29 protein-coding genes are annotated in these 26686 nt (G+C 47.9%); 4 read left to right on the top strand and 25 right to left on the bottom strand.

What is annotated here, in order from left to right; genetic code table 11:
* Positions 1-86 precede the first annotated feature (86 nt).
* The gene (locus tag NSS79_RS18725) at positions 87-1874 is read right to left on the bottom strand and encodes an ABC transporter substrate-binding protein (protein ID WP_342435668.1); all 1788 of its coding nucleotides are present in this window, start codon (positions 1872-1874) and stop codon (positions 87-89) included.
* Between the two features lie 141 nt (positions 1875-2015).
* On the opposite strand from NSS79_RS18725, the gene NSS79_RS18730 reads away from it, so the two are divergent.
* Complete coding sequence (locus tag NSS79_RS18730) at positions 2016-3245, top strand: MFS transporter (protein ID WP_342435669.1); 1230 nt, start codon at positions 2016-2018, stop codon at positions 3243-3245.
* Between the two features lie 308 nt (positions 3246-3553).
* Here the strand turns inward: NSS79_RS18730 and NSS79_RS18735 are convergent, their stop codons facing one another.
* Together NSS79_RS18735 and NSS79_RS18740 are read right to left on the bottom strand one after the other, a co-directional pair.
* Entirely contained in the window at positions 3554-4255 is a 702-nt protein-coding gene (locus NSS79_RS18735) for a hypothetical protein (RefSeq protein ID WP_342435670.1), read from the bottom strand.
* Positions 4256-4389: 134 nt separating this feature from the next.
* Complete coding sequence (locus NSS79_RS18740) at positions 4390-5346, bottom strand: YafY family protein (protein ID WP_342435671.1); 957 nt, start codon at positions 5344-5346, stop codon at positions 4390-4392.
* Between the two features lie 122 nt (positions 5347-5468).
* On the opposite strand from NSS79_RS18740, the gene NSS79_RS18745 reads away from it, so the two are divergent.
* Positions 5469-6416 (top strand): Gfo/Idh/MocA family oxidoreductase, encoded by a 948-nt coding sequence (locus NSS79_RS18745; protein WP_342440399.1) that lies wholly within the window; start codon positions 5469-5471, stop codon positions 6414-6416.
* A gap of 341 nt (positions 6417-6757) precedes the next feature.
* On the opposite strand, the gene NSS79_RS18750 is transcribed toward NSS79_RS18745, so the two are convergent.
* The 13 genes from NSS79_RS18750 to NSS79_RS18810 form a co-directional block, all read right to left on the bottom strand.
* Positions 6758-7624, bottom strand: a complete 867-nt coding sequence (locus tag NSS79_RS18750) for an SDR family oxidoreductase (protein WP_342435672.1) — start codon at positions 7622-7624, stop codon at positions 6758-6760.
* Positions 7621-8130, bottom strand: a complete 510-nt coding sequence (locus NSS79_RS18755; protein ID WP_342435673.1) for a hypothetical protein — start codon at positions 8128-8130, stop codon at positions 7621-7623. Before NSS79_RS18755 ends, NSS79_RS18750 begins: the two co-directional genes overlap by 4 nt.
* Before the next feature lie 108 nt (positions 8131-8238).
* Positions 8239-8805, bottom strand: coding sequence for a MarR family transcriptional regulator (locus NSS79_RS18760; RefSeq protein WP_342435674.1), 567 nt, complete (start codon positions 8803-8805; stop codon positions 8239-8241).
* A gap of 150 nt (positions 8806-8955) precedes the next feature.
* Positions 8956-9759 (bottom strand): undecaprenyl-diphosphate phosphatase, encoded by an 804-nt coding sequence (locus NSS79_RS18765; protein ID WP_342435675.1) that lies wholly within the window; start codon positions 9757-9759, stop codon positions 8956-8958.
* A gap of 220 nt (positions 9760-9979) precedes the next feature.
* Positions 9980-10453: a flavodoxin domain-containing protein gene (locus tag NSS79_RS18770; protein WP_342435676.1), complete on the bottom strand. Its 474-nt coding sequence runs from the start codon at positions 10451-10453 to the stop codon at positions 9980-9982.
* Between the two features lie 34 nt (positions 10454-10487).
* On the bottom strand, positions 10488-11108 hold the full coding sequence (locus NSS79_RS18775; protein WP_342435677.1) for a TetR/AcrR family transcriptional regulator: 621 nt from the start codon (positions 11106-11108) through the stop codon (positions 10488-10490).
* Positions 11109-11416: 308 nt separating this feature from the next.
* Entirely contained in the window at positions 11417-11920 is a 504-nt protein-coding gene (locus NSS79_RS18780; protein ID WP_342435678.1) for a hypothetical protein, read from the bottom strand.
* On the bottom strand, positions 11917-12105 hold the full coding sequence (locus tag NSS79_RS18785; protein WP_342435679.1) for a putative immunity protein: 189 nt from the start codon (positions 12103-12105) through the stop codon (positions 11917-11919). Before NSS79_RS18785 ends, NSS79_RS18780 begins: the two co-directional genes overlap by 4 nt.
* 246 nt (positions 12106-12351) lie before the next feature.
* Positions 12352-13275 carry a hypothetical protein gene (locus NSS79_RS18790; protein ID WP_342435680.1) on the bottom strand — a complete coding sequence of 308 codons (924 nt, stop codon included), beginning with the start codon at positions 13273-13275 and terminating at the stop codon, positions 12352-12354.
* Positions 13276-13361: 86 nt separating this feature from the next.
* Positions 13362-13889, bottom strand: a complete 528-nt coding sequence (locus tag NSS79_RS18795) for a GNAT family N-acetyltransferase (RefSeq protein ID WP_342435681.1) — start codon at positions 13887-13889, stop codon at positions 13362-13364.
* A 786-nt stretch (positions 13890-14675) separates the two neighbouring features.
* Positions 14676-15554 carry a hypothetical protein gene (locus NSS79_RS18800; RefSeq protein ID WP_342435682.1) on the bottom strand — a complete coding sequence of 293 codons (879 nt, stop codon included), beginning with the start codon at positions 15552-15554 and terminating at the stop codon, positions 14676-14678.
* Positions 15524-16249 carry a TetR/AcrR family transcriptional regulator gene (locus tag NSS79_RS18805; RefSeq protein ID WP_342435684.1) on the bottom strand — a complete coding sequence of 242 codons (726 nt, stop codon included), beginning with the start codon at positions 16247-16249 and terminating at the stop codon, positions 15524-15526. The genes NSS79_RS18800 and NSS79_RS18805 overlap by 31 nt, the downstream gene beginning before the upstream one ends.
* Positions 16250-16738: 489 nt before the next feature.
* A complete protein-coding gene (locus tag NSS79_RS18810) occupies positions 16739-16990 on the bottom strand; it encodes a hypothetical protein (RefSeq protein WP_342435685.1) in 252 nt (83 codons plus the stop codon).
* A gap of 167 nt (positions 16991-17157) precedes the next feature.
* On the opposite strand from NSS79_RS18810, the gene xerS reads away from it, so the two are divergent.
* Together xerS and NSS79_RS18820 are read left to right on the top strand one after the other, a co-directional pair.
* Entirely contained in the window at positions 17158-18240 is a 1083-nt protein-coding gene (gene xerS, locus NSS79_RS18815; protein ID WP_342440400.1) for a tyrosine recombinase XerS, read from the top strand.
* A 106-nt stretch (positions 18241-18346) separates the two neighbouring features.
* Positions 18347-19213, top strand: a complete 867-nt coding sequence (locus NSS79_RS18820; protein WP_342435686.1) for a pentapeptide repeat-containing protein — start codon at positions 18347-18349, stop codon at positions 19211-19213.
* 133 nt (positions 19214-19346) lie between these two features.
* On the opposite strand, the gene mobB is transcribed toward NSS79_RS18820, so the two are convergent.
* From mobB to NSS79_RS18865, 9 genes are all read right to left on the bottom strand, one after another.
* Positions 19347-20060 (bottom strand): molybdopterin-guanine dinucleotide biosynthesis protein B, encoded by a 714-nt coding sequence (gene mobB, locus NSS79_RS18825; protein ID WP_342435687.1) that lies wholly within the window; start codon positions 20058-20060, stop codon positions 19347-19349.
* Between the two features lie 63 nt (positions 20061-20123).
* Positions 20124-21404: a gephyrin-like molybdotransferase Glp gene (gene glp, locus NSS79_RS18830; protein WP_342435688.1), complete on the bottom strand. Its 1281-nt coding sequence runs from the start codon at positions 21402-21404 to the stop codon at positions 20124-20126.
* A gap of 223 nt (positions 21405-21627) precedes the next feature.
* Positions 21628-22134, bottom strand: coding sequence for a DUF4178 domain-containing protein (locus tag NSS79_RS18835; RefSeq protein ID WP_342435689.1), 507 nt, complete (start codon positions 22132-22134; stop codon positions 21628-21630).
* A 24-nt stretch (positions 22135-22158) separates the two neighbouring features.
* Positions 22159-22569 carry a DUF350 domain-containing protein gene (locus NSS79_RS18840; protein ID WP_342435690.1) on the bottom strand — a complete coding sequence of 137 codons (411 nt, stop codon included), beginning with the start codon at positions 22567-22569 and terminating at the stop codon, positions 22159-22161.
* A 126-nt stretch (positions 22570-22695) separates the two neighbouring features.
* Positions 22696-23364 carry a PspA/IM30 family protein gene (locus NSS79_RS18845; protein WP_341093703.1) on the bottom strand — a complete coding sequence of 223 codons (669 nt, stop codon included), beginning with the start codon at positions 23362-23364 and terminating at the stop codon, positions 22696-22698.
* Between the two features lie 76 nt (positions 23365-23440).
* A complete protein-coding gene (locus tag NSS79_RS18850) occupies positions 23441-23773 on the bottom strand; it encodes a hypothetical protein (RefSeq protein ID WP_342435691.1) in 333 nt (110 codons plus the stop codon).
* 90 nt (positions 23774-23863) lie between these two features.
* Positions 23864-24796 (bottom strand): dihydroorotate dehydrogenase, encoded by a 933-nt coding sequence (locus NSS79_RS18855; RefSeq protein WP_342435692.1) that lies wholly within the window; start codon positions 24794-24796, stop codon positions 23864-23866.
* The gene (locus NSS79_RS18860) at positions 24789-25493 is read right to left on the bottom strand and encodes a dihydroorotate dehydrogenase electron transfer subunit (protein WP_038592827.1); all 705 of its coding nucleotides are present in this window, start codon (positions 25491-25493) and stop codon (positions 24789-24791) included. Before NSS79_RS18860 ends, NSS79_RS18855 begins: the two co-directional genes overlap by 8 nt.
* An 86-nt stretch (positions 25494-25579) precedes the next feature.
* Complete coding sequence (locus NSS79_RS18865) at positions 25580-26620, bottom strand: NADH:flavin oxidoreductase/NADH oxidase (protein WP_342435693.1); 1041 nt, start codon at positions 26618-26620, stop codon at positions 25580-25582.
* Positions 26621-26686 lie beyond the last annotated feature (66 nt).

Consider the following 26686-nt stretch of genomic DNA (forward strand, 5'->3'; position numbering starts at 1 on the left):
GCACATGGAATAAAGAGAAATTACCAGGTTTTTCTTTCCTGTTTTATTGTGAATCCGGCAGGTTTAATTGCCAGGTTATTCATGCTTCACATACGGGTCTCCGGGAAACCCGGTTTGATCCACAGCCTGGAGATGTCCAGAAAACCAAAGGATCCCGTATGCAAGCCGAACAGACTCTGATTCAGCTGGGCTCTTTTGTTCATATGACAGCCATAGAGGACCCAACAATTCTCGCGCAGAATCGCTTCCGTCCGCTCCAGAAGTTCGCCTCTGCCTTCTGCAGGCAGTTCTGCAAAATGCTCCAGTTCCCGCTGTAATTGGTCCCGCTGACAGTCCTGAAGCAACGCGTGCAGATGGTTAGACTTGTTCACAAAGTAATTAATCATTCCCCACTGCCAATCATCTTCGAGCACCTCTTCCGCAAACAGGAAATCCGCCTGCTGCTTGACTTCCTCCATATTGTATTCCTTGTAGGATATCAGGCAAACATGCAGACCGATTTGCTCCGCACGCTGCTGCAGCCACCAAGCTTCTTCAAGCTCATCCTTTCTGGGAACATAAGCAAGCGTAATCTCTTCTCCGCTGTACCCGCTGGATTCCAGCAGCTTCGCCGCCTCTTCAAGTGAATGCTCTTTCCAGATTATACGGCGGCTGTTCCATGGCAGGAAGCTGTCCGCCGGTGTAATCCGGTTACCGCCCAGTTCCCTGATCAGCGCAGATGGATCATAAAGAAGACGCATCGCCTGGCGAAAAAGCGGATTATGCTGAATGCCCTCTTTGCGAAAATTTACGATTATATATCTGCAACCCAGCGCCGGGTAATCAATACTGTTGCCGGAGCAACCATCCGAATAGGAGCCTGAAACTGCGGCATCCGGCAGCTGGTATTGGCGTGCACCGGAGCCCTGATCCGGCAAATACCAGATTTCGACCCGGTCCAAGAGCGGACGAATACTGTAGTAATCATCAAAGGCTGCAAGCACAAGCACATCTTCATTCAAATTCATCAGCCGGTAGGGACCTGTTCCAAGAAGTTCCTGGTCATTATCAGCATCAAAGGGCAGAATCGACATGTGAATGGAGCTTAAGAGATGAAGAAAAAAGAGATTAGGCGACGACAGATTGAAGCGGATCCGGTGATCCCCCTCAAGCTCTACTTCTTCAATCCCCCGAAAGTGCCATAATGCCGAACTGTCCAACTCCACCAGCCGCTGCAGCGTACTTTTCACATCCCGCGAGATCATCACTCTGCCGTGATGGAAACGAACACCTTTGCGCAAATAGAAGATATAGCTGGTATGGTCCTCATTCGCTTCCCACATATGGGCCAGAGCCGGATGAAAGGAATCGCTGACGGCATCATATGTAACTAAAGTACTGCAGATTTGTCCGATCAGATAGGCTTCAAAAGCTGTGTACACAAAAGCGGGGTCAAGCTTCTCCATGCTGCGGTTGCGGGTAATCCGCAGGACATCAAGTCCTGTGGTCGATTCTGTCTCGCTCTGATAGCCCATCTGTTTATTTAACAAGGTTAATAACCTTTCCTTTAACGGACCTTTGACCTCAGGCAGCCCAATTAACTCGATGGCCTGCTTTATTTTCCCGCTGCTAATCAGCTCCAAAAGGTAATTCTCCAATATCTCTTCCACAGTGCGTAAAAACGTCATCGCCGAGGTATGGCCTCTTCCCCGTCCTGCCTGCCACTGGATGAACCCCTTCTCCTCGAGCTTGCGCAAAATAAATTTCACGTTGCGTGGCGTACAGCACAGCACAGATGCCAGCAGCTCAATTGTCACCGGAATAGGCATATGAATAGTAAAGGGATTATTAATCTCCGAGGCAACCCGTAAATAATGTGTGACGTTATTGTCCATGATCCATGCTCCTTTAAAGGTGAAACGGGGAACGCAAACCTTACACTTTTACTTCCCCCTTTTATCATTACAATTATACATAAAGCAGCTTCGATTAGCAGGTTTAAAAATTCAGCAACCAGAGTAGGAGATTCACATTATATGAAACAACATTTGCAGCACATCCATCCCTTAGCCTGGACCATTATTATCGGGACAATGTTCGGACGCCTGGTTACCTCCATGAGCATTCCCTTCTTATCCATCTATCTCACCCAGGTGCTTGGCGCTTCCGCGACACAGACTGGTTTTACGGTAGCTGTAAGCTCACTGGCTGGCGTCCTGGTCAGTTTCTATGGAGGTTATATCTCTGATGTTATCGGGCGTAAAATCGTAATGCTGGTCTCGGTCTTCGGCTGGGCCTGTGTATTCTTCGGCTTCTCTGCCGCCCAGCATTTATGGGTATTCTTCCTGGTTAATACGCTAAACGGCCTATGTCGTGCCGTATTTGAACCTACTTCTCGCGCCTTACTGTCGGATATTACCCCACCGGACCATAAACTGCTCGTGTTCAATTTAAGATACGCCGCCGTCAATCTGGGTGTTGTTTTTGGTCCGATTATTGGCCTGCAGCTGGGATCTGCAAAATCGACCTTCCCGTTTCTGATTGCCGGAATTGTGTATATTGCTTATGGGCTTGTGCTGTTTATGCAGTTCCGCATCCATCATTCCACTCTTCCGCAGCGTTCCGAAGTCCGTGCTCCGAAGCTGCGCGAAGCGCTGGCAACAACCACCCGGGACCGGGTATTCCTGCCCGTACTGCTGGGTACAATCTTCTGTGTGCTGGGATACGGGCATTTCAGCTCCACACTGGCCCAGTATTTAGCAATGAATACCCATTTCACGAACGGAGGACAGGTATTCTCCTATATGCTGTCTCTAAATGCCGTAACCGTATTGGTGGTCCAGTACCCGATTGTCCGCACGGCAAGCCGATTCTCACCGATTGTCCCTTTGATTCTTGGGAATCTTTGCGTAGCGCTGAGCCTGCTGCTGTTCGGAATTGCCGGTGGAGTGGCACTGCTGATGTTCAGTGTCGTATTGTTCACCATAGGCGAGGTACTGCTCTTTACGATGATGGACATGCTCATTGACCGGATTGCCAAACCGGAATGGAAAGGTACGTATTTCGGAACCATAGGCTTTAATAATCTCGGCAATGTAATAGCTCCTATTCTGGGCGGACTGCTGCTGGATCAATTCGGCGCCGCAAATGGACCGGCTGTCTTTGTGCCCCTGGCCTTAACCACCGCCTTAGGACTGCCTTTCCTCATTACCGCCCACAAACGACTTAAGATCAGAGAAATGGGCGCTGGTGATGTAAACATATAGAAACCAAAAACCCGGATAAGCTTAGAGGCTTGTCCGGGTTTACTAATGGTGAACATTGCACACGCAGAGTGAAATTTGTTCGTTTAATCACACATTAAAGACATATTTTGAAAATAGCCCCCAGTAATCGTAATCATATTCTTGCGGATAGCTTATCAAGTGTTTTGAACGATAAATCCAAGTTTTAAGATACATGCCCATCTCTTAATTTCCTCTTGAGTCGGGTTCCACGCATGTAGAATATCACTGAACAAAATCCAATCCCCTTCAGTTATTGTTTACATAATATTATTTATGTTACCTTATTCTTATAAACTTTCTTTCTGGTATTCAATGTCATCCGGTTCAAGAGTTCCGTTCACATAAGCATACCTCATCAACACATTTCCAATGAACATCCCGGGGGAAATCTGGATAGACAGTTCAGCCATAAGTACATGATCCTGAATAAAGTATCTGATAATGTTCCCGACAACCGGTTGATCAAACCATATACCTGCATCACTTTCATTGAACTTAAAAGGATAATCCTTGCCTGAAACTGAGATCGTGTATTCCCGCTCGCCGTTTCCCTTTTGCAGCACAGAGGAAATTTCATTTCTTACGCTATCTTTAGGATCGGAAACCGGAATCTCTGTGAAATCAGCAGTCAATACATGAACCTCCGATTCATGCACACCTGTACCAGTGGCTGTCGTAAGTACAACAGCAATTTCATCTCCCTCTATGCCGTTCAAATCACTGAGGATGACCTTCGGATAAAAAGAGGGGTTGGAGGTATTGCTCCATTCATAATCTCTGGACTCATTATCGAGCTGAACTATCAACGGGGAGTAGCCGCTCTCCGGCTTGCTGATCCCGTACACAGCGATTTTCTGAGCTTTATCTTCCGTCAAAAGAACCTTATGATCACCCGCACTATTATTCTGCTCCGCATTCCGGGACTTGTCCGTTGTACATCCGCTAAGTAAAATAACCCCTGCTGCTATAGCGATAGCAATCTTGTTCACATCACTCCTCCTCGCATTGACCCCAATAGGATTGATAAAACATCAATGCTTAAATTATCGCATAAGCTTTTGAGTATAATGTGTAATTTTAGTTGCAAATCATTTAAATTCCAGTAACTATTTGCCGAGCTTGATCATAGGTACTTATGCTGCAAAGCAGTTATTTTCTCCTTAATGTACTCTCTAAGTAGAAACGGCTCAATAATCTCGGTATCGGTGAGCAGCGCCAGCGCCTTCAGACAGGCATTCTCATAGCTGTACATATTTACGGTCAATAGAAGAAATCCATCCTCTTCAACCTCATGCATAACCTCAAGCCTGTTCACAAGTTCCTGCTTACCCTTTTGTAGGCGTAGGACCACCGGATAGTGTTCTTCTGCCCTCCGGCTTTGTTTAAAGCTCTGCTCCCCGCTGCTCCAATACTTCTCCAAAGAAAACTCCGCCGGGATTCCATATTCTTCTTCCAGTAATTGTACCGCTTCGAACCGCTCGCATTTAAAGGTGCGCATCCCCTCTGCCTCTTCGCAATAAGCGACCAGATACCAAGCCCCTTGTTTGACTACGAGGCCGTAGGGCAGCAGTAACCGGGAAGAAATTTCGTTATTGACCTTTCGGTATTGAACGCTAATCTTTTGTGATTTCCACAGTGCAGCACGCAGAGTCTCCAGACACGGCACCGCATTCTGTTCCGTCCACCAAGGGGTATCCTCGAAATAAAAGACATTTTGGGCTTTGCGGATATCCTCCTGATAAGCAGCTGGCAAGGACTTTTCCAGCTTTAATAACGCGTTCCTCAACTTGAGGCCCGATTCGCTGTTCCTTCCTGATTGAAAGCCCATTCCCGTTAAATAGAGCTGAATCATCTCGTCCCCGTGCAGCTGCCGCAGGTTGACCGTGTAGCCCTCCATTAGCGAAATCCCGCCATTCGGTCCAGGTGCAGATACCATGGGAATTCCAGCCTCCGCCAGAACGTCTATGTCTCTATAAATGGATCGTACCGAGGTTTCTAGTGCGGCCGCCAAGTCACTTGCTTTCATTTTCCCCCTGGATTCTACCAGTAGCAATATCCCAATCAAGCGATGCAAGCGCATATATTCCCTCCTATCCTGCCCACGTAATTATTAGGGTTTTGAAGCTTCTCGAATTCTTGCCACTCTGTTGTCAACAATAGCAGTGTACTATGAAATATATCAGAGAGAAGGAGCTGCTGCAAATGAATATTGGCATATTAGGAACAGGTTTCGGAGCATATCATGCCGCCATATTAAAGAAACTGGATAGCGTTGACCGGGTTGTCATCTTCGGGAGGAACGAAGGCAAGCTGCATAAGCTGAAGGAAGAGCTTGGGGTTGAGATCACATCATCTATAGAGGACATTATGCAAGATTCCGGACTGGATATCATTGATATCTGCCTGCCTTCCCCACTACATAAGAAATACACTCTAGAGGCACTGAAAGCCGGCAAACATGTATTTTGTGAAACTCCGGTTGTGCTAAGCTTAGAAGATGCGACGGCAATGAGAGAGGCTGAGCTTCAATATGGGAAAAGAATTTTCGTCAATCAGTTCATCAAATTTGATCCGGCCTATCAATATCTGTATGAATCCGCACGACTGGAGAAGTATGGCAAGCTGCTGCATGTGTCTGTCAAAAGAGAAACCCCACCACTTTGGGGGAATCTGGGGCTTGACACCCTCCCTACAAATCTGATGATCCATGAGCTGGATTTCATCACCTGGCTGCTGGGTTCAACTGCTCCCTCCTACGTATGGGGAACAAATGGCGGCAAGGAGGAACAAGCGCTGGTTCGTGTATCCTTTGAGGAATCCGGGGTCTCGGCGGAAGTTACCGTTTCTTCGCTTATGCCTGATTCTTACCCCTTTACAGTTGGATATGTGGCTTTCTTTGAGCAGGCGAAGCTGGTCTTTCATGAAAGTGATGACATGCAGGGAAACATCGATACTGCATTGTATGAATACAGCAAGGCCGGCAAGCAAGAGATCGTTCTGGAGAAACAGGATCCATACAAGCAAAGTCTCCAGCATGCGATTCACTGTTTACAAGACGGCTCGGAATCCGTCCTTTCGCTGAATCTAGCACTCCAGTCCATGGAAATAGCGCTTGATCTGAAGCAGCGGTTAACCGGCTCTACAGACTAAGCACGAAATCAGTGAATTAATGTTTAATGATCGGGGCTGTGCCCCGGTCTTTTTCCTGGGTTTAGTATGCAAGTTCGCTGTGTGTAAGGTATGCTCTGGAGTATCAAGGGAACGGTGTAGTAAAGATTTTCTATTGTGAATTTTTCATATGTTGAAATATTATCTTAAATTCAAGTATCAGACTGGCCTAAATAAAAGAAACAGCGGCAGTCATGGACGAAATAAACTCCTAGACTGCCGCTGTTTTTTGAGCTAACGTATTCCTTTAGCTGAATGACCTGTCTGAGATCGGTTTAAAATGCTGCCAACGACACAAATATCAAAATAGATGGACTCCGTCTCTACCGGAAATTTTCTACACGCTCATGCAGAAAGGCGTCTAACGTGCGTGGCTCTCTGCCGAGCAAGCGCTTCACAGTGTCATTTGGACTTTCTGGCACCAGCCTAGACATGGTTTGAATTTCCACAACGTGGTTCGCGAGCCAAGGAGGCATATGCCCGTGCTCGATAAGATTACGGAGTAGTACTTGGGGTTCCATGTTGATGTAACTTATCGGCCGATTAAGCAGGGCGGATAGCTGACTCGCGATCTGGGGATAACTGAAAATCTCCGAACCAGTAAGCGTATATATTTGGCCTGATACCTCGCGGTTGGTTAGAACTTCTGCGGCAACATCTGCGATATCGCGACAGTCAATGAAGTTACACGGTGAATCGCCCATGGAGCCGAAAAATACATTTTGGGTTGTGATCGTTGGTGCAAGGCGTAATAAGTTTTGCATGAACGCATAAGGGCGCAACACGGTGTGGGTGAGACCTGATTCCCTCAGCGTTTTCTCGATTTCTTGATGCCAGCCCGCCACTGCCACTGGAGAGCTCTGCTCAAAGGCAGGGCTGGATATTTTTACGATGTGTTTGATTCCGGTTTCGGCAGCAATCTGAATGATTGAAGTTTCCAATTCGATTTGTCTTGGACTGTTGGACATGGCAAGGAAGAGCTGGCTAGCACCTGTAAACGCGCGGCGCAGCGATTTGGGGTCGGAAGCCTCCACCAATGCGACCTCTATAGTCGATCGGCCTTTTTCTCCAATCTGATCACGCAACTTCTCCGGCTCTCTGCTCAGCGCCCTGACAGGTACGCCAAGATCAACCAAACGTTCCAAAAGCGCACTGCCTATCGTACCTGTTGCTCCCATAATAACTATCATTTTTTCCTTCTCCTTTTGGATGAAAAATTAGTTGTGACCGCAAGACGCCACCGCCATGTCACTATCGTGCTTGCTATGAATCCGGACAACGGGAAATCGATCCAGACACGATCGGCCCAGGCCAAGTGATAGCTTGGAATCATAATTTCTAGTGCAACAGATGTCACCCATGCGGCGTATAGGCCAAACGAGGACCCTGCCAATGCGAACACTCCCACCACGACCAAGTGAGGTGCACCGATGACCCATCTCATATGCCCCACCCGGCTGCGCAACAAAAGGCCAATCATCAAGGCCATCAAGGCCGATGCACCGCCGATTGTGGTCAATGCCCCTATTTGAAGTCCCCTATCGGCAGTAACCAATCCCCCGATACCTGCCATGATGGCAGGAGCAGCATAAGCCATTACAACTTCACGCCATAGTATAAAAGTCTTTTTCTTGGAACCAACAGCCTTGATGCCGTAAACATCATCTGTCTGATTCCCGTATTTCATCTGGTTCATTTAGTTGCTCCCTTCTTCTTTGAAATAGCTCAACGGTTGCTTTCAGTGAGATATAATTAGGTCCCTAACTATATAGGAGTAAAAATAAGCTAGCATCACTAGCCCATTCTACTCATTACTGATATTTCCTTTTGGTTTCGAGCCTAGTTCGCCCGTAAGTGCTGAGATGCCTTGTGTAACTCGGCCTAGCAAGTCGAGAAATACGCTACGCTCCTCGATATTAAGTAAGCCCACCATTGCTTCCAGCCAAGCGAAATGCTCAGGAGCCATTTCACGGAGCTTCTTCGCTCCTTCTTCCGTCAAAATGACTGATCTCTGACGGCCATCGTCTGAGCTTAATCGCCGAGAAACTAGGCCATCCCGTTCAAGAATGTCAATAAGACCAGTTACTGTAGCACGTGTAACGCCTAGATGCTCCGCTAATTGCGAAGGCAACTCTTCACCTTCGTTGTCTTCAAGATCTGCCAATAAACGATATCGCCCTGTTGATAAACCGAATCTAGAGAAATGAATCTCCGAGGCATGCCCAAGCTTGGCTCCCGCTGCCATTAGCCTAGACGCGACGAGTATAGCCTGTGCGTCTATGTCTAGGTTATAGCGGTCAATCTGACGCTTGGATTGTACAAGCGATGGAATAACGTCAATGTCATTTGTTATTTTATTATTGTTGTTCATACATGTAGTATGGTCCCTAATTACTTTTGTGTCAACACATTTTAATAACACTTCAACACAATTTCCAAATATGAAGAAAGACAGGTCCTCATCAACCGAAGATTATACCAAATATAATGGAGTTATACAGTTGTATTTGGTTATGTTATCCTACAATATAACGATAAAATAGAAAAGAGCTGCTAAGACAAAACGGTATAGCGCAAACGATTCCAATCGAAGTCGTTTAATCAGTTTGATGAACGTCACTACTGCAATCATTGCCACAATAAAGGATGTCATAAAGCCAATTAACATTAGTAAGAAATCGTCAGAATTCAGCAAATCGCGACTATCGTACAAATCCAACAAGCTTGCACCAAACATAACAGGCACGGAAATAAGGAACGTGAAATCTGCGGCGGCTTTTTGGCTAGTGCCTAGCAAAAGGCCACCTGAAATCGTCGAACCCGATCTCGAAAATCCCGGCCACAAAGCCAAACACTGGAACAGGCCAATCCCGAATGCCTGTTTATAATTAATCCCATCAATCGTATCAGCGGTTTCAGTTCTCCTACTCCGTGCTGCAATGATCATCAACACCCCACCCACAACTAGACCGATCAAGACAGGGGTTGGGCCGAATAATTTGCTTTTTATTGTGTCCTTGAAGAGAAGATATAGAATTAATGCTGGTAACATAGCCAAAATCATATGAATGACATTTAATCCTTTACTTTTGGAAAAATCCATTCTAAGCATATTAACCCCAATCTTCAAATACCTCCTCCAATAAAGAATTAGAACTGCCATCACTGCACCCAACTGTATAACAATTTTAAATGTTATTGCCGCGTCTCCCTCAAAGCTAAGCAAATTGCCTGCTAAAATAAGATGTCCAGTAGACGATACCGGTAAAAATTCAGTTAAGCCCTCAATTATGCCGAGTATTATTGCTTTAATTACATCACTCATCAGTCGATAGCCCCCTTTCGAAAATAAGCTCATATACAATTTCCAGTATAAGGGGGGGCATATCTATATTCCCATTGCTTAACATAACAATATTCAATTTAGTATGACATAATTGTCACATTACCCATATTATCTATTGAATAAGTGATCAATAAACAAAGACGACTAGTTTACATAGTATTTATTATGTTAACTAATCGTCTTCCTCTTCTTTTATTAGTTAATTCATCGCATGAGCAAAGCTCGTTATCCTGTCCAACGCTAACCCTGTATTGCCTTTTTCTTTTCCTTTGGCGATCCGGAGGATTAATTTGTCCGCTGCAGACATTTTATCGGTATAAATCTCATCTCCGAATACTTCCTTCACAAGGGCCTTTTTGTACAATTCTTCAGGAAAAGCAAGTCGGAGCTCTTGCTCCGCCTGCTCTCCCTTCAAACCTGCGCAAATGAACAGCCCGAGACGTTTACTCTTTAACATCTCCTTATTATCTCGGGAGAATTGCGCCATTTCCTTGCGGATTTTCCCGTAATAGACGGAGCCGCCTAAAATAATATTGTCATACACAGTAAGCGGTGGAACTTTGACGTACTTAAGATTGATCGCTTCCACTTCGCCCCGCAGCTGGGATTTCAAGAGATAGGCTGCCTTCTCTGTACACCCGTATTTAGTGGCATACAAAATCAATGTCTTCATTATACCCGCTCCTTATCAGCTTTCAGAATGGGAATTACCCTGATGCTATCGTTAGCATCGCCTGCAAATGACGTGAAATGAGGGCTGCCTTCTGTTCCTCCGGGGGGTTCTCTACAGTCAGTCTGATAATCAACCCGAAGGCTGCGCTCCAGATAACTTGGGCTGTCAGCTCCAGTTCACGCTCACTTTGTGACGCCAAGCCCTTGAACCTGCGGAGTGTTGCGCACAACATGCCGATTGCATTCCGTTCCTGTGAAGCCCCCATATGCAGCACCACAGTATGCCTGAGGACAGCCGCAGAATCATTAAGCATTACATTGCGGTATTGTGTCCCCTGCTCTATAGCCATGCGAATAAAATGCGACAACGAGCGGCTCAACGCCTCCTCCGGTAATAATTCTTCACTGTTATGTGCCGTGGCAGCGTTCAGGTTCTGAAGCAGATTGCGGTACCCTTGCTCCAGCAATTGCCCGATGATATCTTCTTTCCCCTCAAAATAGTGATAAATAATCCCCGGTGAATACTCCATACGTTCAGCTATTTTGCGGATCGACAGCTTCTGTATTCCATTCTCGGCCACTAATTGGCCTGCCGTTTCCAAAATCAGTGTCCGCATGGCTTCCCGTTCACGCTCTTGCCGGCCTTCTCTGCTCATGGTGACTCCCTTCAAACTACTACAATAATCTGATCCATTAAACAATGTAATGTTATTGAACGTTGTTCAATATGTAACTTCAATATACATCTGTACAACTCGTATTGTCAACATGTATAAAGCTTTTGAATGGATCAGCAGCGGTGCATATCATGAAATAGGCTAGCTTTACACCGGCTACAAAACAACCGATGCAAAGCTAACCCATGTACTGCTCTAGGAGATAATCCGCTCCAATACACTACATCTCTTACTCAAACTATAGAGGATAATGATGTTTCAGACTAATCTCCTTATGAAATAGATGTTTAATTATCGTACCTCTTTTTCCAATCGTCAGACCATTCCTTAAAGGTTAGACCTGTGACTTCTTCAAGCGTCCTTCCGTCCAGCGAATAGGCGCTTCCCATCAGCAACTCGCCTTCTTTAAGCGGGAACGAAGTCCCGCCAATCACTTCTCCATCTGCCATCAGGATGTTAACATTGGTGGTATGCGTCAGATATATTTTTTCGAGCGGATGATTAGATACGGTGAACTTATAAATGGTTATTTTTTTGCCTAGATAGTCATCCGGGGAAACGGCTTGAACACCCCACATTTGCTGATAAGGTGTCGATTCCGTACTTCCATACAGCAGCTTTTTAGTCAACGTATATTCAAAAGCCTCGTCTTCTGTAGAGATGATCTTATAGCCTTGCGCCTTAACATAGTCATGTGCAGTTTGTTCATCCCTTGCAAGTTCTTTACTGCAGCCCATTAGAATCAATAACATAAAGCCGATCCATATGCCAAAATATCTGCGTGTTCTCATTTCTTCCCTCCATTCTTCAGATCAAGCAGAAGACGCTTATCATCCGGGTGCCTCTCTTCAAAAAACGGGAGTACCCGCTCAGTGCAATCAACAGCCCATAAGACAAGTGTTTTGTGCTCAACTTTATTTTGAAGTTCACCAATCGTTTTCCCCTTGTCAGTATCAATAAATTTAACGTTCCCCATTTTGGAACCTCCTTGAACGGATGTTAAGTTAACATAATATTATATATGTCAACCAACAGTTGAAGTTTAAAGTATAGGATGTTCGGAAACAGACCCTTCCACGTAGCTGGATTCTATCCAATCCACATGATATTCCGAGAAAAAAGACGTGCCTGATTCAGACGGCACGTCTACATATACTCTATCATGGAGCCGTCATCTTGTGCTGGCATGAGTTAATTAGGTATGCCCCTTTTGCTACCTGTGCTAGTCGATGTCTTCGATCTTCCATACTCCCTGCTTGCCCGTCAGCAAAACAATCGTGAACCCCCGGTCGGCAATATATCCTTCATCATCCATCAGGTAATAATCCACTTGAAAGCCGGCCCATTTCTCGTCTTTAAAGGGAATCCCCATCAAGGTCAATTTATAAAAATGGTATGTTGAAGAGTTTTCAACAAAGGATAGCAGACGCTCGGCAGTTGTCGGCGAAGACATGGTAGCGCTAAACTGTTCCTTATTCTTACTTGCTATTGCCTCCAGACAGTCCATTACCTCCTGAAGAACCTGCTTATGTTCAGCACTATTGCCTACATCCGGTATCTGTACAAAGACGCCGGGTACAATTGGAGCCTTTTTCTCCATATATTGCAGATCTTTAAGCATGTTAATAAATACCGGAAGCAGATGCTCACGCTGTTCTGCCATAGTATGGATCTCAGCGATGTAGCGCTTTCCCTTCATCTCAACGGAAAATACATCAACCGTCGCATTCCCAGTCCTGTAATTGCCCATATATTCCTTGTACCTAAGCAACCCCGCGTCACTGTTTGTTAGACTCAGCTTGGCTTCTTCGGCAAAGAGAGAAATAAAATTCTGCTCATCCGCAGTCCCCCAGGCCGTTACCCCACCGGCTTCAAAACGTTTCATCGTTTCCGGCATCAACACTCCAAGCGGCAAGGTCCGATGGGCGGAAAAATCAGCAGAAACTTCTTCCCCTTCAATGATGTAAGACTTTCCACTGCCACTATATTCCGGAACGTCAGCCTGCATTAGTGCGATGGACCTGTCAGCAGGCTGATCTGTGGCTTGTACAATAGCCCTTCTGCCCTTTGCAGTTGCCGTTGGCGAGGGTTCAGAAGTTGAGGCTTCTCCAGTATGAACCGCTCCTTGCGCTGCATCAGGAGGCACATTCGCAAGCTTGTCATCATCATTGTTACAACCCGTAAATAACGCAGAAGATAGCGCATTACAGGCGATCCACAATTTTTTTCAATTTATTTTTTAATCCTATTAATACTTAATGTGCTGAAGTATTGACTTGGATTGCCTTGCTTTGGATTAAAGCGCTCTTTAAATTCTCCATGCGTATAGCTGCCGATCACACGGTGCCAGAAGTTGCGGGCAGGCGTATTGGCGCGGATCTGCGACACCTTCCAGTCACCCGGAAACATATCAAACAACCGGTGGGCTGCCCATGTGCCTACACCGCTGCGGCGGTATTTCTGCATCACAAAAAATTCAGTCATGTAGTACTGCCCTTCCGGGTTGCGAAGCAGACGGTCCACCAGTGCGAATCCGGCAATATGCCCATCCACCGTAAACAAATAAGCGAATTTATTGTTGCCGCTGTTCCAGTAAGCTTCAAGTCCGGGATACGCCGGAAAGCCGCCATCACGGTCTACCTCAAGATCCAGGTAACGGGTAAAGTCATACAGATAGAATTGCATGAGTCTGCTGATCGTCTGCTTTTGCTCCTTGGGAACCAGTTCGATTCCAAGCTCCATTAGGTTCACCTCTGCCATTCGCGTTTACTTCACATCATATAACTTTGTCACTTCTGGAGCAAGCCGCCTGCCTCTCATTCCCGGTGCAGCACAAAACATGATAAGATAGATTAGACCGCAACACTTCCGAGGGCCAAGTGGATATTCCGCTAATCCCGAACAATCCCTATGAAAAAAGCTTGCGTCACGCTCTCCAGTGTCTGCAGAATGGAACAGATTCAGTTCTTTCCTTACAACATGCGCTGAAATCCTTGGAGATGGCGTCCATGCTGACGGATCAGCTTACAGCTCTCATGCATACTTGAATGGAAATACATCGCGATTGAATCCGTTGACTTTTGCTGCCCGTTATGTGATTTCATCCTTTTTCCTGGTGATTGTGATTAGGTAAAGATATGTATTGTAGGTGGGCGAATGGGCTAGATGGAGCATGTTGTTACCATAATTATTATTATGTTGACTTGTGAGGGCTATTTAGAGGAATGGAATTCGTTACCTTCCCAAAATCAATACAGCGGCAGCACTTCAAGCAGAAACCTATACATCCTTATATTTGAACAGAATCATCTATTCTTGCTGCCGCTCTTTTGCTCTTTCATCGCATCCGTATGATACTCCGGGACATTGTAAGCACGAATTTGTCTAGCTAATCCACCGATAATACAGCTCCAGCTTCGTGCCCTTTCCCCTTGACAATGCGCAGAATCCATCTGTCCAATGTTGATATTTTCTCCGGATCAATCTCATCACCCAGGATCTCCTTGGCGAGTGCCTTGTTGTACATATGGATAATGAGTTTGAAGACTATCCCGGTTCCTGTACATTGCTCAATACAAGGTACAAACAAACAATAACACCCAAATGAAACGCAGGGAACGCTACCAACTCTAATGTAGATACACTTACTCCCGCCCTCAGCATCCCAATGATCATGGCTGTGATGGAGGTTAGGAGAGCAGCGGCTTTCACTATGACTACAGAAGCAAGCAGATAACCATAAGGCCGCCTGCGAATGAGCAGTACCCCGGTAATTGCCGTGAGCGGAACAACAATAGCTAAATCGAGTGCCTGAATCACTAATGTGCTGTAATGCTCCAACCCTACAGGGGCTGTCCCTTGCCGTAAAGAACTAGCAAGCCTGCCCAGCCATAACATCATAATCATAAACGCGGTAAACAGCAGGAAAACGCCGATGCTTGTGGCCGGTAAACTGTGTTTAAAATAACGTTCTACCTTCTCCCGCTCTAGGGACAACAGTGTCAGAATAAAAGCAAATAAGCTGGCTGAGAACAACATGACATAGATTAGAAACAGGTGATTGTACATAGACAGGAAGCTGTAAGACGCATAAGTATATGTAAAATACCCCAAAGCTCCAGCTAACAGCAAACGTCCTCTGACCCTCCCTTTGAAGCTCATAACCAGTGACACAACCAGCAAAGGAACCCCCAATACCAGCGTAACTCCATCCTGGGCTATAGCCTGAGCAGCAGCGGAAACTGAATCGTGTTTATATATCCCACTACCATATAATTCGACCTTGTCACCCCAAATAGAGGTAATAGATTCAGAGCTTCTTGCCGCCTCCGGGCCGTGACCTGACAGTAATCCGTACCCCGACGCAATTATCGCAAGGAGAATAATTAAACCCGTTAAAATGCCAACTGATCGTCTATATTCCATCGGCGTCTCCCCCTGGTCGAATAGTCAAGCCGAAACGGCTTTGCCGTCCTTTTAAAGGACGAAACCGTTCCAGCCCCCCCCGCAATTAGAAGCATGGCCCCAACATGCCGCGCGATCAGGGCCTCCTTCTGCTCCTCCGGCAGCTCTTTCTCGACGGTCAGCCTCATGATCAGTCCAAATGCCGCGCTCCAAATCACCTGGGCGGTAAGCTCCATTTCCTCCTCTTTACGGGCATCCATTCCTTTGAATTGGCGAAGAATACTGCAGAGCATGCTGATCGCATTGCGCTCCAGTGCAGCCCCTTTATGCAGCACTGCCGTGTGGTTAAGCACAGCTGGTGAATCATTCAGCATCACATTCCGGTACTGGGATTCCTCCGCTGTTGTCACCCGAATGAACTGCGACAGCGACTGGCTTAGCTTCTCCTCAGCCGATTCTTCATTCTGCGAAGTGTGTAATCGGGCTGTTAGCCCATCAATCAACTCCCTGTATCCCTGCTGTAGAAGCTGCTCCACAATAGCCTCCTTTCCCTGAAAATAGTGATAAATGATTCCGGCGGAATAGTCCATCCGTTTAGCAATCTCGCGGATAGATAACTGCTTGATCCCCTTCTCGGCCACCAGCTCACCGGCTGTTGTCAGAATCAAATGACGCATCGCTTCGCGTTCCTGCTCTTGCCTTTGTTCTTTGCTCATGATTTCAAAATTCCTCCATTTGCGTTTAGATCAGTGAATTTAACACTGAAATGTTTTTAAACAGTGTTCAATATACATTATATGGTACTATACTGCTGCGGGATGTGATTATATTGACATTCTTAAGGAACCTCATTTCCAAACTGTATAATTTCCTAACAGAAATAAAGCCTGAGATAGCCCCGGCGGGCATCCCAAGCTTTAGATTTATCATTCAGTTGCCGAATTAAGTTAACATAATTATTGAATAAAATTCGGAAACATTTTGCTCATTCGAAAAGTCTAATCATAGTACATCAGGTGGGGCAAGCAATATTACCTATTGGGTTGATGCATCTGTTGCATCATACGGCTAAAATCGGGGTGGTTAAAACCACATTTGCCAAACGCTGGAAATGAATTGAAGTTGCGCCAGTTTCTGATGAAATAAGAGAAAACGAACCATGGTTGATATCCACGTTTCAGCAGAGCGATGAAAATTGTGTCCATTTATTTTTTAATCCTATTAGTATTTAATGTGCTGAAATATTGACTGGGATTACCTTTCCGGGAGTTGAAGCGCTCCTTGAACTCGTCTCCTGTATAGGACCCGATCACCCGGTGCCTGAAGTTTCGCGCAGGTGTATTCGCACGGATCTGAGAGATCTTCCAATCGCACGGAAACATATCAAACAACCGGTGGGCTGCCCATGTGCCTACACCGCTGCGGCGGTATTTCTGCATCACAAAAAATTCAGTCATGTAGTACTGCCCTCACCTCTGCCATTCGCGTTTACTTCACATCATATAACTTTGTCACTTCTGGAGCAATCTGCCTGCCTCTCATTCCCGGTGCAGCACAAAACATGATAAGATAGATTAGACCGCAACACTTCAAACCTAAGCAAACTATGAAAAAGGTGATTGTTATCAGCATCCAAAAAAACAGCGACCGGAAAAATCTTGACCAGAGGCTGCATCTTATGCCATGGTTTGTACAGCAATTCATTGACTATAAACGGCCGGATCTGTCGCCTTCAACCCTGCTGGAGTATATCCGCGATTATGAATCTTTTTTTGGGTGGCTGCGTGTGGAAGGACTGTCAACGGCCGGCAGCAATGCTGAAATCACTCTGCTTGATCTGGAAACACTCCATATGGATAGTATTGTCGGCTACCGGCTGCATTTAACTACCCGCGCCGAAGGAACGAACACCCGGGTGACGGTATCCCGCAAGCTGTCCGCTCTGCGCTCTCTTTTCCATTACCTGAGCCAGATTGCCGAAGATGAGAATTTCTACCCGCTCTTGAAGCGCAATATTATGGCCAAGGTGGAAATCAAACGCATTCATAAACCGAAAGATACTGCAGCCAAGCTAAAGGGGAAAATTCTCGAAGATGAGGAACTGCTGGAATTTGTGGGCTACATCTATGAAGGTTATGGCCGGGACGTTGAGGCTAATAAGCAGGCCTATTACTCCTTTCAGTTGAACCGGGAACGGGATGCCTGCATCGCCAGTCTGATCTTGAATTCCGGCCTGCGTGTATCCGAGGTGGTTAATCTCAACGTGGATGATCTGGATGTGAATAACAAGCTGCTTTATGTATACCGTAAGGGCAATAATGACGAGACCTTCAAGACACCTGTGTATTTCCGCGAGCAGGCCAAGGATGATCTCTTGCTGTATCTAAGTCTCCGTCAGGCCCGCTACAAGACGCCAAAGAGGGAAAAGGCGTTGTTCATCGCATTGCCCAATGGCAGCCAGGAAGGGAAACGGATGACCAAACGGGCGATTCAAGAGATGATTATCAAATACGCCAAACGTTTCGGGAAGCCGTATTTGACTGTGCACAAGTTGAGGCACTCTTTCGCTACAGACTATTATCTGCAAAATGATATCTACAAAACCAAGGAGCAGCTCGGACACGCTTCGACCGAAACTACCGAAGTCTATGCCCATCTTACGGACAAAACGATGTCCGAAGCGATTGAGCGGCGTGTGGAAAGCTGATGGCATCGCTGCTGCACTGAAGGAAACATGTGAAGCTGCATTATAGCGGAGTTTTGTTCTAATGCTGAAGAGTATTTAATTTTTTATTATTGTAAGGAGCATACCCATGTCAGAGAATTACAATTATTCACCATCCGGCCCGGCCGGAGCTTCTCTCGTATTGCAATCGGACTGCGAGAACTGTTTTGGCTTATGCTGTGCGGCGCTGCCCTTCGCGGCTTCGGTAGACTTCGCGATGAACAAGAATGCCGGACAGCCCTGTCCCAATCTGCAGACGGACTTCCGTTGCGGTATTCATACCGCTCTGAGAGACAAGGGTTTTCGGGGCTGCACGGTGTATGACTGCTTCGGAGCAGGCCAAAAGGTATCCCAAATCACCTACGGCGGCAAGGACTGGCGGCAGGCTCCCAAAACATCATCACAGATGTTCGAGGTATTCCCGGTAATGCGTCAGCTACATGAACTGCTGTGGTATCTCACCGAAGCACTCCATTTCCAGTCGGCCGCCCCGCTTCACAGTGCACTGTCAACCGCTCTGGAGAAGACCGAACAGCTCACGAACCTGAAGGCCGAGGCGCTGCTGAAGCTGGATGTTGCTGCTCACCGGGGGGAAGTCAACGAACTGCTCCTGCGTACCAGTGAACTTGTGCGTGATGCGGCCCGCCGGGAGCTGAAGTCGGTTCCCAAACAACAAGCAAAATATGGCCGCGGCGCGGATCTGATCGGCGGCAAACTGAAGGGTGCGGATCTGCGGTGTGTAAGCCTGCGAGGGGCCTATCTCATCGCTGCTGATCTCAGTGGAGCAAATCTGCAGGCTGCTGACCTCATTGGCGCAGATTTCCGGGATACTAACCTAAGCGGAGCGGATCTGACCGGCAGCCTGTTTCTTACACAGGCACAGCTTAATGCAGCCAAGGGCAATACCTTAACCAAGCTGCCTCCAGCGCTTGCCCGTCCTGATCACTGGACATAGGATCTTCAACAATAGCAGCCCCAGTCTTCCGTTACCATGGAGGACTGGGGCTGCTGCTCCTTACGACCTGATTTTGAAGAGACGGTTCAATGAAGCGCGGACAGAATTTTTTGGGTTTTCTATTGTGAATTTTTCATATGTTGAAATTTTGAAAATAAGTTCGTTGCTGCCACAAAAATTCAGCGATTGCCGCACTGTCGTTGATGCTGAATTGCCGGATTCCCGGCTCAATCCGCACGTTATCCTTCATTTCCTCCCAAAATGCGGCAGCGACCTTATTCTGGACATTGTTCAACAGGCTCAGGTCTTCTTCCTTATGAACCAGTACTAGTTTAGGATAAGCTTCATGTTTGAAGCCCTCAACGAGCACATAATCATAGCTGGAAAAAGCTGAAACCAGCTCTGCCAAACTGCTGCTGCGTTCTTCGATCACCGATGTCTTTCTGCTGCTGGTGATGGCAATTGCGGATGCTCCGGCCTGCCGTTGCTGCCAGGTATCTGTCCCCGGATGATCCATTTCATAGTCATGGGCATCATGTTTAATCACCGCCACAGTGCAGCCGTGCCGCTGCAGCAGCGGAATCAAGTCACAGATCAGCGTAGTTTTGCCGCTGTTTTTATAGCCGACAATCTGGCATACGGCAGGCGGACTCTTGCTGCCTCCGCCATTCGATTCCTCACCCGTTCGAAGACTTCCCGCGGGAACCCGGCTTGTCCTGCCTGCATTTCTGCTGCAGGTATGGCTGTTCTTGCCCTTTCCATTCCTGCCTCGTCCTAGCCTTGAGTTGCCAATGTTCAGCCGCGCAAAGTCCTGGCCTGTTTCACTTCTTTTCTTGCTCCGCTTCATCACGTTCCTGCTTCACCCCTGATCTCTAGTTCCGCACGCTCCCGCATGGCTGCGAGAGTCCATTCAGCCCTGAAGTTCTCCCGGCAGCTTCAGCACCCTTACTTTGGCGCCAGCGCTTAAACCGCGTTCTTCCGGCGGGACGACAATCAGACAATCGCTGTCCTTGATCGTTACCATGACCGATGATTCGTCGATTGCTGCCGGATAGGCATACAAGCAGCCATCACGGAATTCCAGCCTTGCGCGCACATAACGTGTATAATTGTTCACCTTCGAATAATCTGCGCCAAGCACAGCCGTCCATTCCGGCAAAAAGGGCAGCGTAGCCCCCTGCATCAGAGAAATGACCGGCCGTGCAAACAGATGAAAACCTACGAAGCAGGCTCCGGGATTGCCGGAGAGTGCCAGCAGCAGCTTGCCTCCGCGAACAGCGGCTGTTGTGACGCTGCCCGGGCGCATCGTAACTTTATTAAAGAGCATGTCGCCGCTGTTCTCCCGGACCAGATCACCCATAATATCGAAATCCCCCACAGATACCCCGCCCGTAGTGATCACCATGTCATAGCTATCCAGAGCCATTTGCACTTTGCTCCGGGCCAGCTCCAAGTCATCTATGATCGCACCCAGCATGACAGGCTCACCCCCGGTCTCCCGCACCAGCGCTTCCAGCATCGGTGAGTTGCTATTGCGGATTTTGCCGGGTTGAAGTGGCTCATCTACCTCCAAAAGCTCAGTACCCGTAGCGAAAATCCCGATCTTAGGCCGTCTCAGTACTTTGACGGTATGTACTCCAAGCGCTGCCAGCGCAGCGATCTCACCCGCAGCAATCTTCCCTCCTGATCGAAGTACAAGCGCTCCTTCCTTCAGTTCAAAACCCTGCAGGGTAATATTGCGGCCGGCCTGTTGCGGCTTGCGGAGTCCGACAAAACTTTTGCCATCGGCTTCCCGGGTCTCCGTAATCTCCAGCATCACAACCGTATCCGCACCTTCGGGCACCTGCGCCCCTGTCATAATTCGCGCGGCTGTTCCGGTCGTTATATTTACCGCAGGTACAGCTCCGCATGGAATATCATCCACGACTTCCAGCCAGACTACGCGGTCCTGCCCGCAATCCTTGATATCCCCGGCAATCAGCGCATACCCGTCCATCCCTGAGCGGTTAAATGCCGGAAAAGGATGCGGCGCAATCACCGGCTCGGCCAAGAAACGCCCGCAGCTCTGATTCAGCGGTACTTCCTCACCCTCCAGCAATTTTGCATATTCGATCACCCGGGCTTGCGCTTCTTTAACCTGGAGTGCTTTTCGATGAAATTTATGATCCGGCTTATCCTGTCTGCTATTCATAAGAACCCTCCGTCCTCTGTCTCATGTGGCATCATGTGCCTACTGTTTGCTGCTCCGGTACAGAACTATTTTAACATGAGACCCGGGAAAGTGATATTTGGATATGAGTGTCTGCTCACGGTACGTTCCGCTTAGCTTTGCGAGACGAAGCAAAAAGGATACCCGCTATTGAAGCGAAGGTATCCTCTAATCCCCATGTGGGATACAAAATACAGATGTTGAATTACGAAGCCCGGATCACTTTGACATCTCCCGGAATTACTTTCTCGCCCTCATAGAGCATAAACCGCCCGTTCTGCCATTCCACCCGCAGCAGCCGGTAATCATCGGACTGGTACTGCCAGACATGCTGCTCTCCGCCATTGACATACGGCGTCTGTCCTGTTACCGCTGCGAACCCTTCGTATTCTTCCTCCAGGTGGAACATGTAACCATCCAGCTCCAGCGTAGAAGGTACCTCGGCAGGATCATCCAGCCGCCCGTCAATCGGTTGATACAGACTGTACTGCAGCTGTTCACGCTCCTCAATATATAGATAGGAGATTTTGCTTCCGTCGCGGAGTGTTAAGACAACCGCATTGCGGCCGCTGGTTTTCGTCCGTCCCGTTACTTCATAAGTAACCAGTGACACTTCGCAAATATCTCCCGGGGAGAGATTCAGCATACTTTTTGGTGCAGACGGTGCTTCTGTTTTGGAAAAAAGATTACCAATACGTTTCCATATACTCAAACTCCATCATTCCTCCTGTTATATTTAACCTCGTATATAAGCCGCAATAATTAATGCCCCCGTTACATGCAGCGAGCCAGCCAATAATCCATAACCGATTTTGCCCAGCTGGGTGCCATAATCAAGATTAAGCTTACCCCAGCGGCTCAATAGCAGGCGGACTGTCTTTTCAAGGAAAAACAAAAGAACAAAGGAAACTATGGAGACAATAAGCGCATCTACCAGACCCTTTGAAGTGGAAATGGAAGCCGATAATATGTAGGCTTGTGCCAGCAGTTTCAGTACGAAACACGTTGTGACCGCCATATTGCCTGCCTTCAGTTCCTCCAAATCATTATAACGGGTAAACAGCGAATCCACGAACATCAGTACACATAGAAGCACTGCGCCGCTCACCGTCCATACAACCATGGACACCAGTGTTTGGAAATCCATTGCTTTAGCCCCCGCTTATTCAGATTGCTGCTCTATCCGACCACATAGAGAAGGCGAAGGAGAAACTGCTAGTTCCGTCTCCCCTTCGCCTGTGAACACCGGCTTTAGGACCGGTAAGTCCATATCCTATTGTTTGTCGTATTGCTTCATCAGCGCAGCCAGCTCATCTTCTACAGCTTGGTCCTTGCCCAGCTTCTCGAATTCATCGTCAAGCGATTTGTTCCCCGAGCTCATCTCATTGCTGGCTTCTGCCTGAGCTTCAGCTTGCAGCATCTTTTCTTCCATGCGCTTCAATCCGGCGGAAGCCGAGTCAGAGCTGAAACCGCTCATGGCCTTATTAATTTCTGTTTGCGCCTTGGCGGCATTGAAGCGGGCTACCAAAGTCTCACGTTTGTTCTTCATCTGTGTGAGCTGCTTGCGCATTTCATCCAGCTTGGCACGCAGGTTGTCGGCTGAAGCTTTATTCTGCTCGAAGCTTGTTTTGTACTCCACCAGCTTGACTTCAGCGGATTTCTTCTCTTCCAGCGCGCGGCGGGCCAGATCGGCATTGCCGGCTTGGGCTGCCGTATGCGCCTGCTGGTTGCGCTTGGCTACAAGTGCTTCCTGCTCTTCATACAGCTGTTTGAATTTCTTCTCGATGGCGATCTGGGCAGCTACCGCTTTCTCAGCATCCTCCAAATCTTCGGTCATGTCACGGATATATTGGTCCGTCATTTTGACCGGGTCTTCCGCCTTGTCAATAATCGCATTCACATTGGACATGGTCAAATCACGCAATCTTTTAAATATAGACATCGGTTCATTCCTCCAAAATAAAAGTTAATTGCTCATTTGGTATCTTTTACGCAGAGTGTCGAGAATCGTTTCAAATTTATTGCGTTAAATATTGATCTACCTTGCTGTTTACGATTTCTACAACTTTTGTGATGTCCTCTTTGCTCAAATCCTCATAATGAATGCCCATAACCACCGTGACCGTCTTGCCCAGTGCAGCTGATACCTTGAGCGCGATGACTTCACTGATTGTATGCTCTTTGTGATGGGGGACGGCAGAGGTGGATACGCTGATGTTATCACCGTCAACATATGCGGTGCTTGCCGCACCGATGTGGCGGACCCCTCCGGTAATGAGCAGCAGTAAATCACGGCCTACAGCTATTGCAGACAGTTCAATGTCCTCTGGATGGAACTCATAAGCAACCAACCCGATCTCCCCCTTCCCATTATATTAACCTTGAAGCACGAAGATATCTCAGGTCAGCGGAAAAACAGTACGTGCAAAACTTGGGAGAGCTCAAACAATACCGCGGATCTCGTCCAGGGAAGAAATGTTCTCAGCTAGCATGAACTGCTGCAGCTCCTCCACAAGCGTGCTTCCTGCCCGCAGGTTCATGAAATTATAGGTTCCAACCTGGATAACCGTTGCTCCGGCCATAATAAATTCTATAATATCCGTTGCCGAGGTAATTCCGCCCATACCGATTACCGGAATGGACACCCGTTTCGCTACTTGATGCACCATACGCAGCGCCACCGGCTTGATCGCCGGACCGGACAGTCCGGCATACAGATTATTGAACACGCTGCGGCGGCGGCGGACATCGATCTTCATCCCTGAGATCGTGTTAATCAGCGAAACCGCATCTGCCCCCTCTTCCTGGCACATCTCAGCCATTTCGGCGATATCCTCGGCGTTCGGTGACAGCTTCACGGCGAGCGGAAGTTTTGTTGCTGCTCTGACCGCACGCACGACCTCCTGTGCAGCAGGAGTCTTGACACCGAAAGCGATACCTCCTTCTTTTACATTGGGGCAGGAAATATTAAGCTCTATCATGTCCACCGCAGTTGTGCCGGCTAGACTCCGGGCTTCGGCATCCCGCTGGATCAGCTCGGCGCCGAGCACATAATCATGCAATGTATTGCCGCCAAGATTCACGATCCGTGCAGTGTCCAGTGTCTCCCAATATGGAAGTTCCTTGGCCAGAAACCCTTCCACTCCAGGGTTCTCCAGACCGACACTGTTCAGCATGCCGGAAGCCGTCTCATAGACGCGAACACCGGGGTTTCCGGCCTTGGCGTTAAGAGTAAGACCTTTGCCGGAGATTCCTCCCAGCATGGACACATCGTAAAGCTTGCCATACTCACGGCCGAAACCGAAAGTGCCGGAAGCCATGACGATCGGATTCTTAAAATTTACGCCTGCTATATTTGCAGTTAAATTAATCATGGAAGAGCACCTCCTCCGCCAAAAAGACCGGACCGTCCGCACATGCCTTGCGCTGCCCGTCTCGGCAGGACACACTGCATACGAGACATGCGCCTATCCCGCAGGCCATCCGGTTCTCCAGTGAAAGATACACACCCGGTTTTTTGCCTGCTGTCTCGGCTGCGAAGCCTTTTAATTGCGCTGCTTTCAGCATGGGATGCGGTCCACAGACAAAAATATGATCATAACTGGTAAAATCAACACTGTCGAGAATCAGTCCGCCGACATTGACCGTCAGCTCCGCCGCCAAGGGACGAAATGCTTCCGTACGGAAGGCTTCCCGGCTGAATCCCAAATAAATGTCGCTGCCCGGAAGCTTCTGCGCACAGTAATAAAGCGGAGCAATGCCAATCCCCCCGCCTACCAGAGCAACCTTCCCCTCAACTTCGGGAAAGCCATTGCCAAACGGCCCTTCAAGATCAATGTTATCTCCGGGTGTCAGACCGGCAAAGATTTCAGTTCCTTCCCCGACCACATGATAGAGAAATTCGACACCGTCATCGTTTACTTGATGTATGCTAAGCGGTCTGGACAACAGCGGATAGGCTCCCCATGCCCGCAACATGTAGAATTGACCCATTTCACCGCCGTAATTCCCTTCAACCCGAAGGTGGTACACTCCATCAGCCAGCCGCTCGTTAGTTATAACTGTCGCCACGTTATCAAGCTCCTTCAAATTCAATCTTATTAACCATGCCCTAGAAGGAGTATAAAATCTGTGACATATTTCACATTGGTAGAGTGCTATTTTCTGTGCCATACCCCGCGCTCATAGGGTTTCGGCACATTCGCTTTGTCTACCCCGCCAAGCGCTTCCTCAGCATGCAGCGCCCAGTAAGGGTCACTGAGCATTGCCCGGCCAATAGCCACTAGTTCCGCCTTCTCTTCGGCAACAATGGACTGGGCTTCTGCGTAGTTCTCAAGACGTCCTACCGCTATAACCGGAATCTGCAGGCCGCTTCTGATATATTCAGCGAGATCCACCTGATACGCCGGACCTGCGTTAGGTCCGCCATTAGAGCCGACCGGTCCTTCTCCGCCAGAAGATACATGGAACATATCTACGCCAGCGTCTTTATACCGTCGGCAAATGTCCAGAGCATAAGCTTCATCATAGCCGCCTTCGACATATTCTTTGGCCGATACTCTCATCAGCAGCGGCATCTCTGCGGGCAATACTTCTCTGACTGCTTGGACCACTTGTTTGCCGAACAGTGCCAAATCAGCTCCGTACTCATCCTCTCTGATGTTGGTGAGCGGCGAATGGAACTGATGAATCAGGTATCCATGGGCACCATGGATCTCTACCGTGTCAAAACCGGCTTCCACTGCCCTGCGTGCGCCCTCACGGTAAGCCAAGACAAGCTCTGCGATCTCTTCTTTGGAGAGGGGCTGAGGTATTTTGGACTTCTCATCGAACGGAATTGCCGACGGAGCAACCGGCGGCTCCGCATCCAGCGCCTTGCGGCCTGCATGACCTAACTGAATAGCAATTTTGGCGCCGTAAGCATGGACCCCATCCGTAATCTTGCGGTAGGCCGCTATCTGTTCATCGCTCCAGATCCCGGTGTCGTGGTTAGTGATTCTCCCGTCCGGATGCACACCGCTCATCTCTACAATAATAAAGCCGGTTCCGCCAACGGCGCGGCTGACATAATGCACGAAATGCCAATCATCCGGTATTCCGTCCTGTTTGCTCACCGCATACTGGCACATCGGGGGCATAACTATCCGATTCTTTAAAACCAAGGCCTTCAATTCATAGGGCTTGAATAAATCAGTCATTTCCGATTCCAACCTTTCCGGTTATCCGATTTATAGTGGAAGCGAATCTCCCATTTCATTAGTATA

Origin of the sequence: Paenibacillus sp. FSL L8-0436, from assembly GCF_038593025.1 — a bacterium.
In the GTDB taxonomy this organism is placed as follows: Bacteria; Bacillota; Bacilli; order Paenibacillales; family Paenibacillaceae; genus Paenibacillus_AQ.

What these genes read in the sequence shown, in the direction of transcription:
- NSS79_RS18865 (WP_342435693.1), bottom strand. Translation starts at nt 26,620, where the DNA reads ATGACTGATTTATTCAAGCCCTATGAATTGAAGGCCTTGGTTTTAAAG.
- NSS79_RS18740 (WP_342435671.1), bottom strand. Translation starts at nt 5,346, where the DNA reads ATGCGCTTGCATCGCTTGATTGGGATATTGCTACTGGTAGAATCCAGG.
- NSS79_RS18785 (WP_342435679.1), bottom strand. Translation starts at nt 12,105, where the DNA reads ATGGGGAACGTTAAATTTATTGATACTGACAAGGGGAAAACGATTGGT.
- NSS79_RS18725 (WP_342435668.1), bottom strand. Translation starts at nt 1,874, where the DNA reads ATGGACAATAACGTCACACATTATTTACGGGTTGCCTCGGAGATTAAT.
- NSS79_RS18805 (WP_342435684.1), bottom strand. Translation starts at nt 16,249, where the DNA reads ATGAGCAAAGAACAAAGGCAAGAGCAGGAACGCGAAGCGATGCGTCAT.
- NSS79_RS18840 (WP_342435690.1), bottom strand. Translation starts at nt 22,569, where the DNA reads ATGGATTTCCAAACACTGGTGTCCATGGTTGTATGGACGGTGAGCGGC.
- NSS79_RS18765 (WP_342435675.1), bottom strand. Translation starts at nt 9,759, where the DNA reads ATGAGTGATGTAATTAAAGCAATAATACTCGGCATAATTGAGGGCTTA.
- NSS79_RS18730 (WP_342435669.1), top strand. Translation starts at nt 2,016, where the DNA reads ATGAAACAACATTTGCAGCACATCCATCCCTTAGCCTGGACCATTATT.
- mobB (WP_342435687.1), bottom strand. Translation starts at nt 20,060, where the DNA reads ATGAAGCGGAGCAAGAAAAGAAGTGAAACAGGCCAGGACTTTGCGCGG.
- NSS79_RS18745 (WP_342440399.1), top strand. Translation starts at nt 5,469, where the DNA reads ATGAATATTGGCATATTAGGAACAGGTTTCGGAGCATATCATGCCGCC.
- NSS79_RS18755 (WP_342435673.1), bottom strand. Translation starts at nt 8,130, where the DNA reads ATGAACCAGATGAAATACGGGAATCAGACAGATGATGTTTACGGCATC.
- NSS79_RS18770 (WP_342435676.1), bottom strand. Translation starts at nt 10,453, where the DNA reads ATGAAGACATTGATTTTGTATGCCACTAAATACGGGTGTACAGAGAAG.
- NSS79_RS18775 (WP_342435677.1), bottom strand. Translation starts at nt 11,108, where the DNA reads ATGAGCAGAGAAGGCCGGCAAGAGCGTGAACGGGAAGCCATGCGGACA.
- NSS79_RS18855 (WP_342435692.1), bottom strand. Translation starts at nt 24,796, where the DNA reads ATGATTAATTTAACTGCAAATATAGCAGGCGTAAATTTTAAGAATCCG.
- NSS79_RS18820 (WP_342435686.1), top strand. Translation starts at nt 18,347, where the DNA reads ATGTCAGAGAATTACAATTATTCACCATCCGGCCCGGCCGGAGCTTCT.
- NSS79_RS18780 (WP_342435678.1), bottom strand. Translation starts at nt 11,920, where the DNA reads ATGAGAACACGCAGATATTTTGGCATATGGATCGGCTTTATGTTATTG.
- NSS79_RS18795 (WP_342435681.1), bottom strand. Translation starts at nt 13,889, where the DNA reads ATGGCAGAGGTGAACCTAATGGAGCTTGGAATCGAACTGGTTCCCAAG.
- NSS79_RS18800 (WP_342435682.1), bottom strand. Translation starts at nt 15,554, where the DNA reads ATGGAATATAGACGATCAGTTGGCATTTTAACGGGTTTAATTATTCTC.
- NSS79_RS18760 (WP_342435674.1), bottom strand. Translation starts at nt 8,805, where the DNA reads ATGAACAACAATAATAAAATAACAAATGACATTGACGTTATTCCATCG.
- NSS79_RS18750 (WP_342435672.1), bottom strand. Translation starts at nt 7,624, where the DNA reads ATGATAGTTATTATGGGAGCAACAGGTACGATAGGCAGTGCGCTTTTG.
- NSS79_RS18810 (WP_342435685.1), bottom strand. Translation starts at nt 16,990, where the DNA reads ATGACTGAATTTTTTGTGATGCAGAAATACCGCCGCAGCGGTGTAGGC.
- glp (WP_342435688.1), bottom strand. Translation starts at nt 21,404, where the DNA reads ATGAATAGCAGACAGGATAAGCCGGATCATAAATTTCATCGAAAAGCA.
- NSS79_RS18845 (WP_341093703.1), bottom strand. Translation starts at nt 23,364, where the DNA reads ATGTCTATATTTAAAAGATTGCGTGATTTGACCATGTCCAATGTGAAT.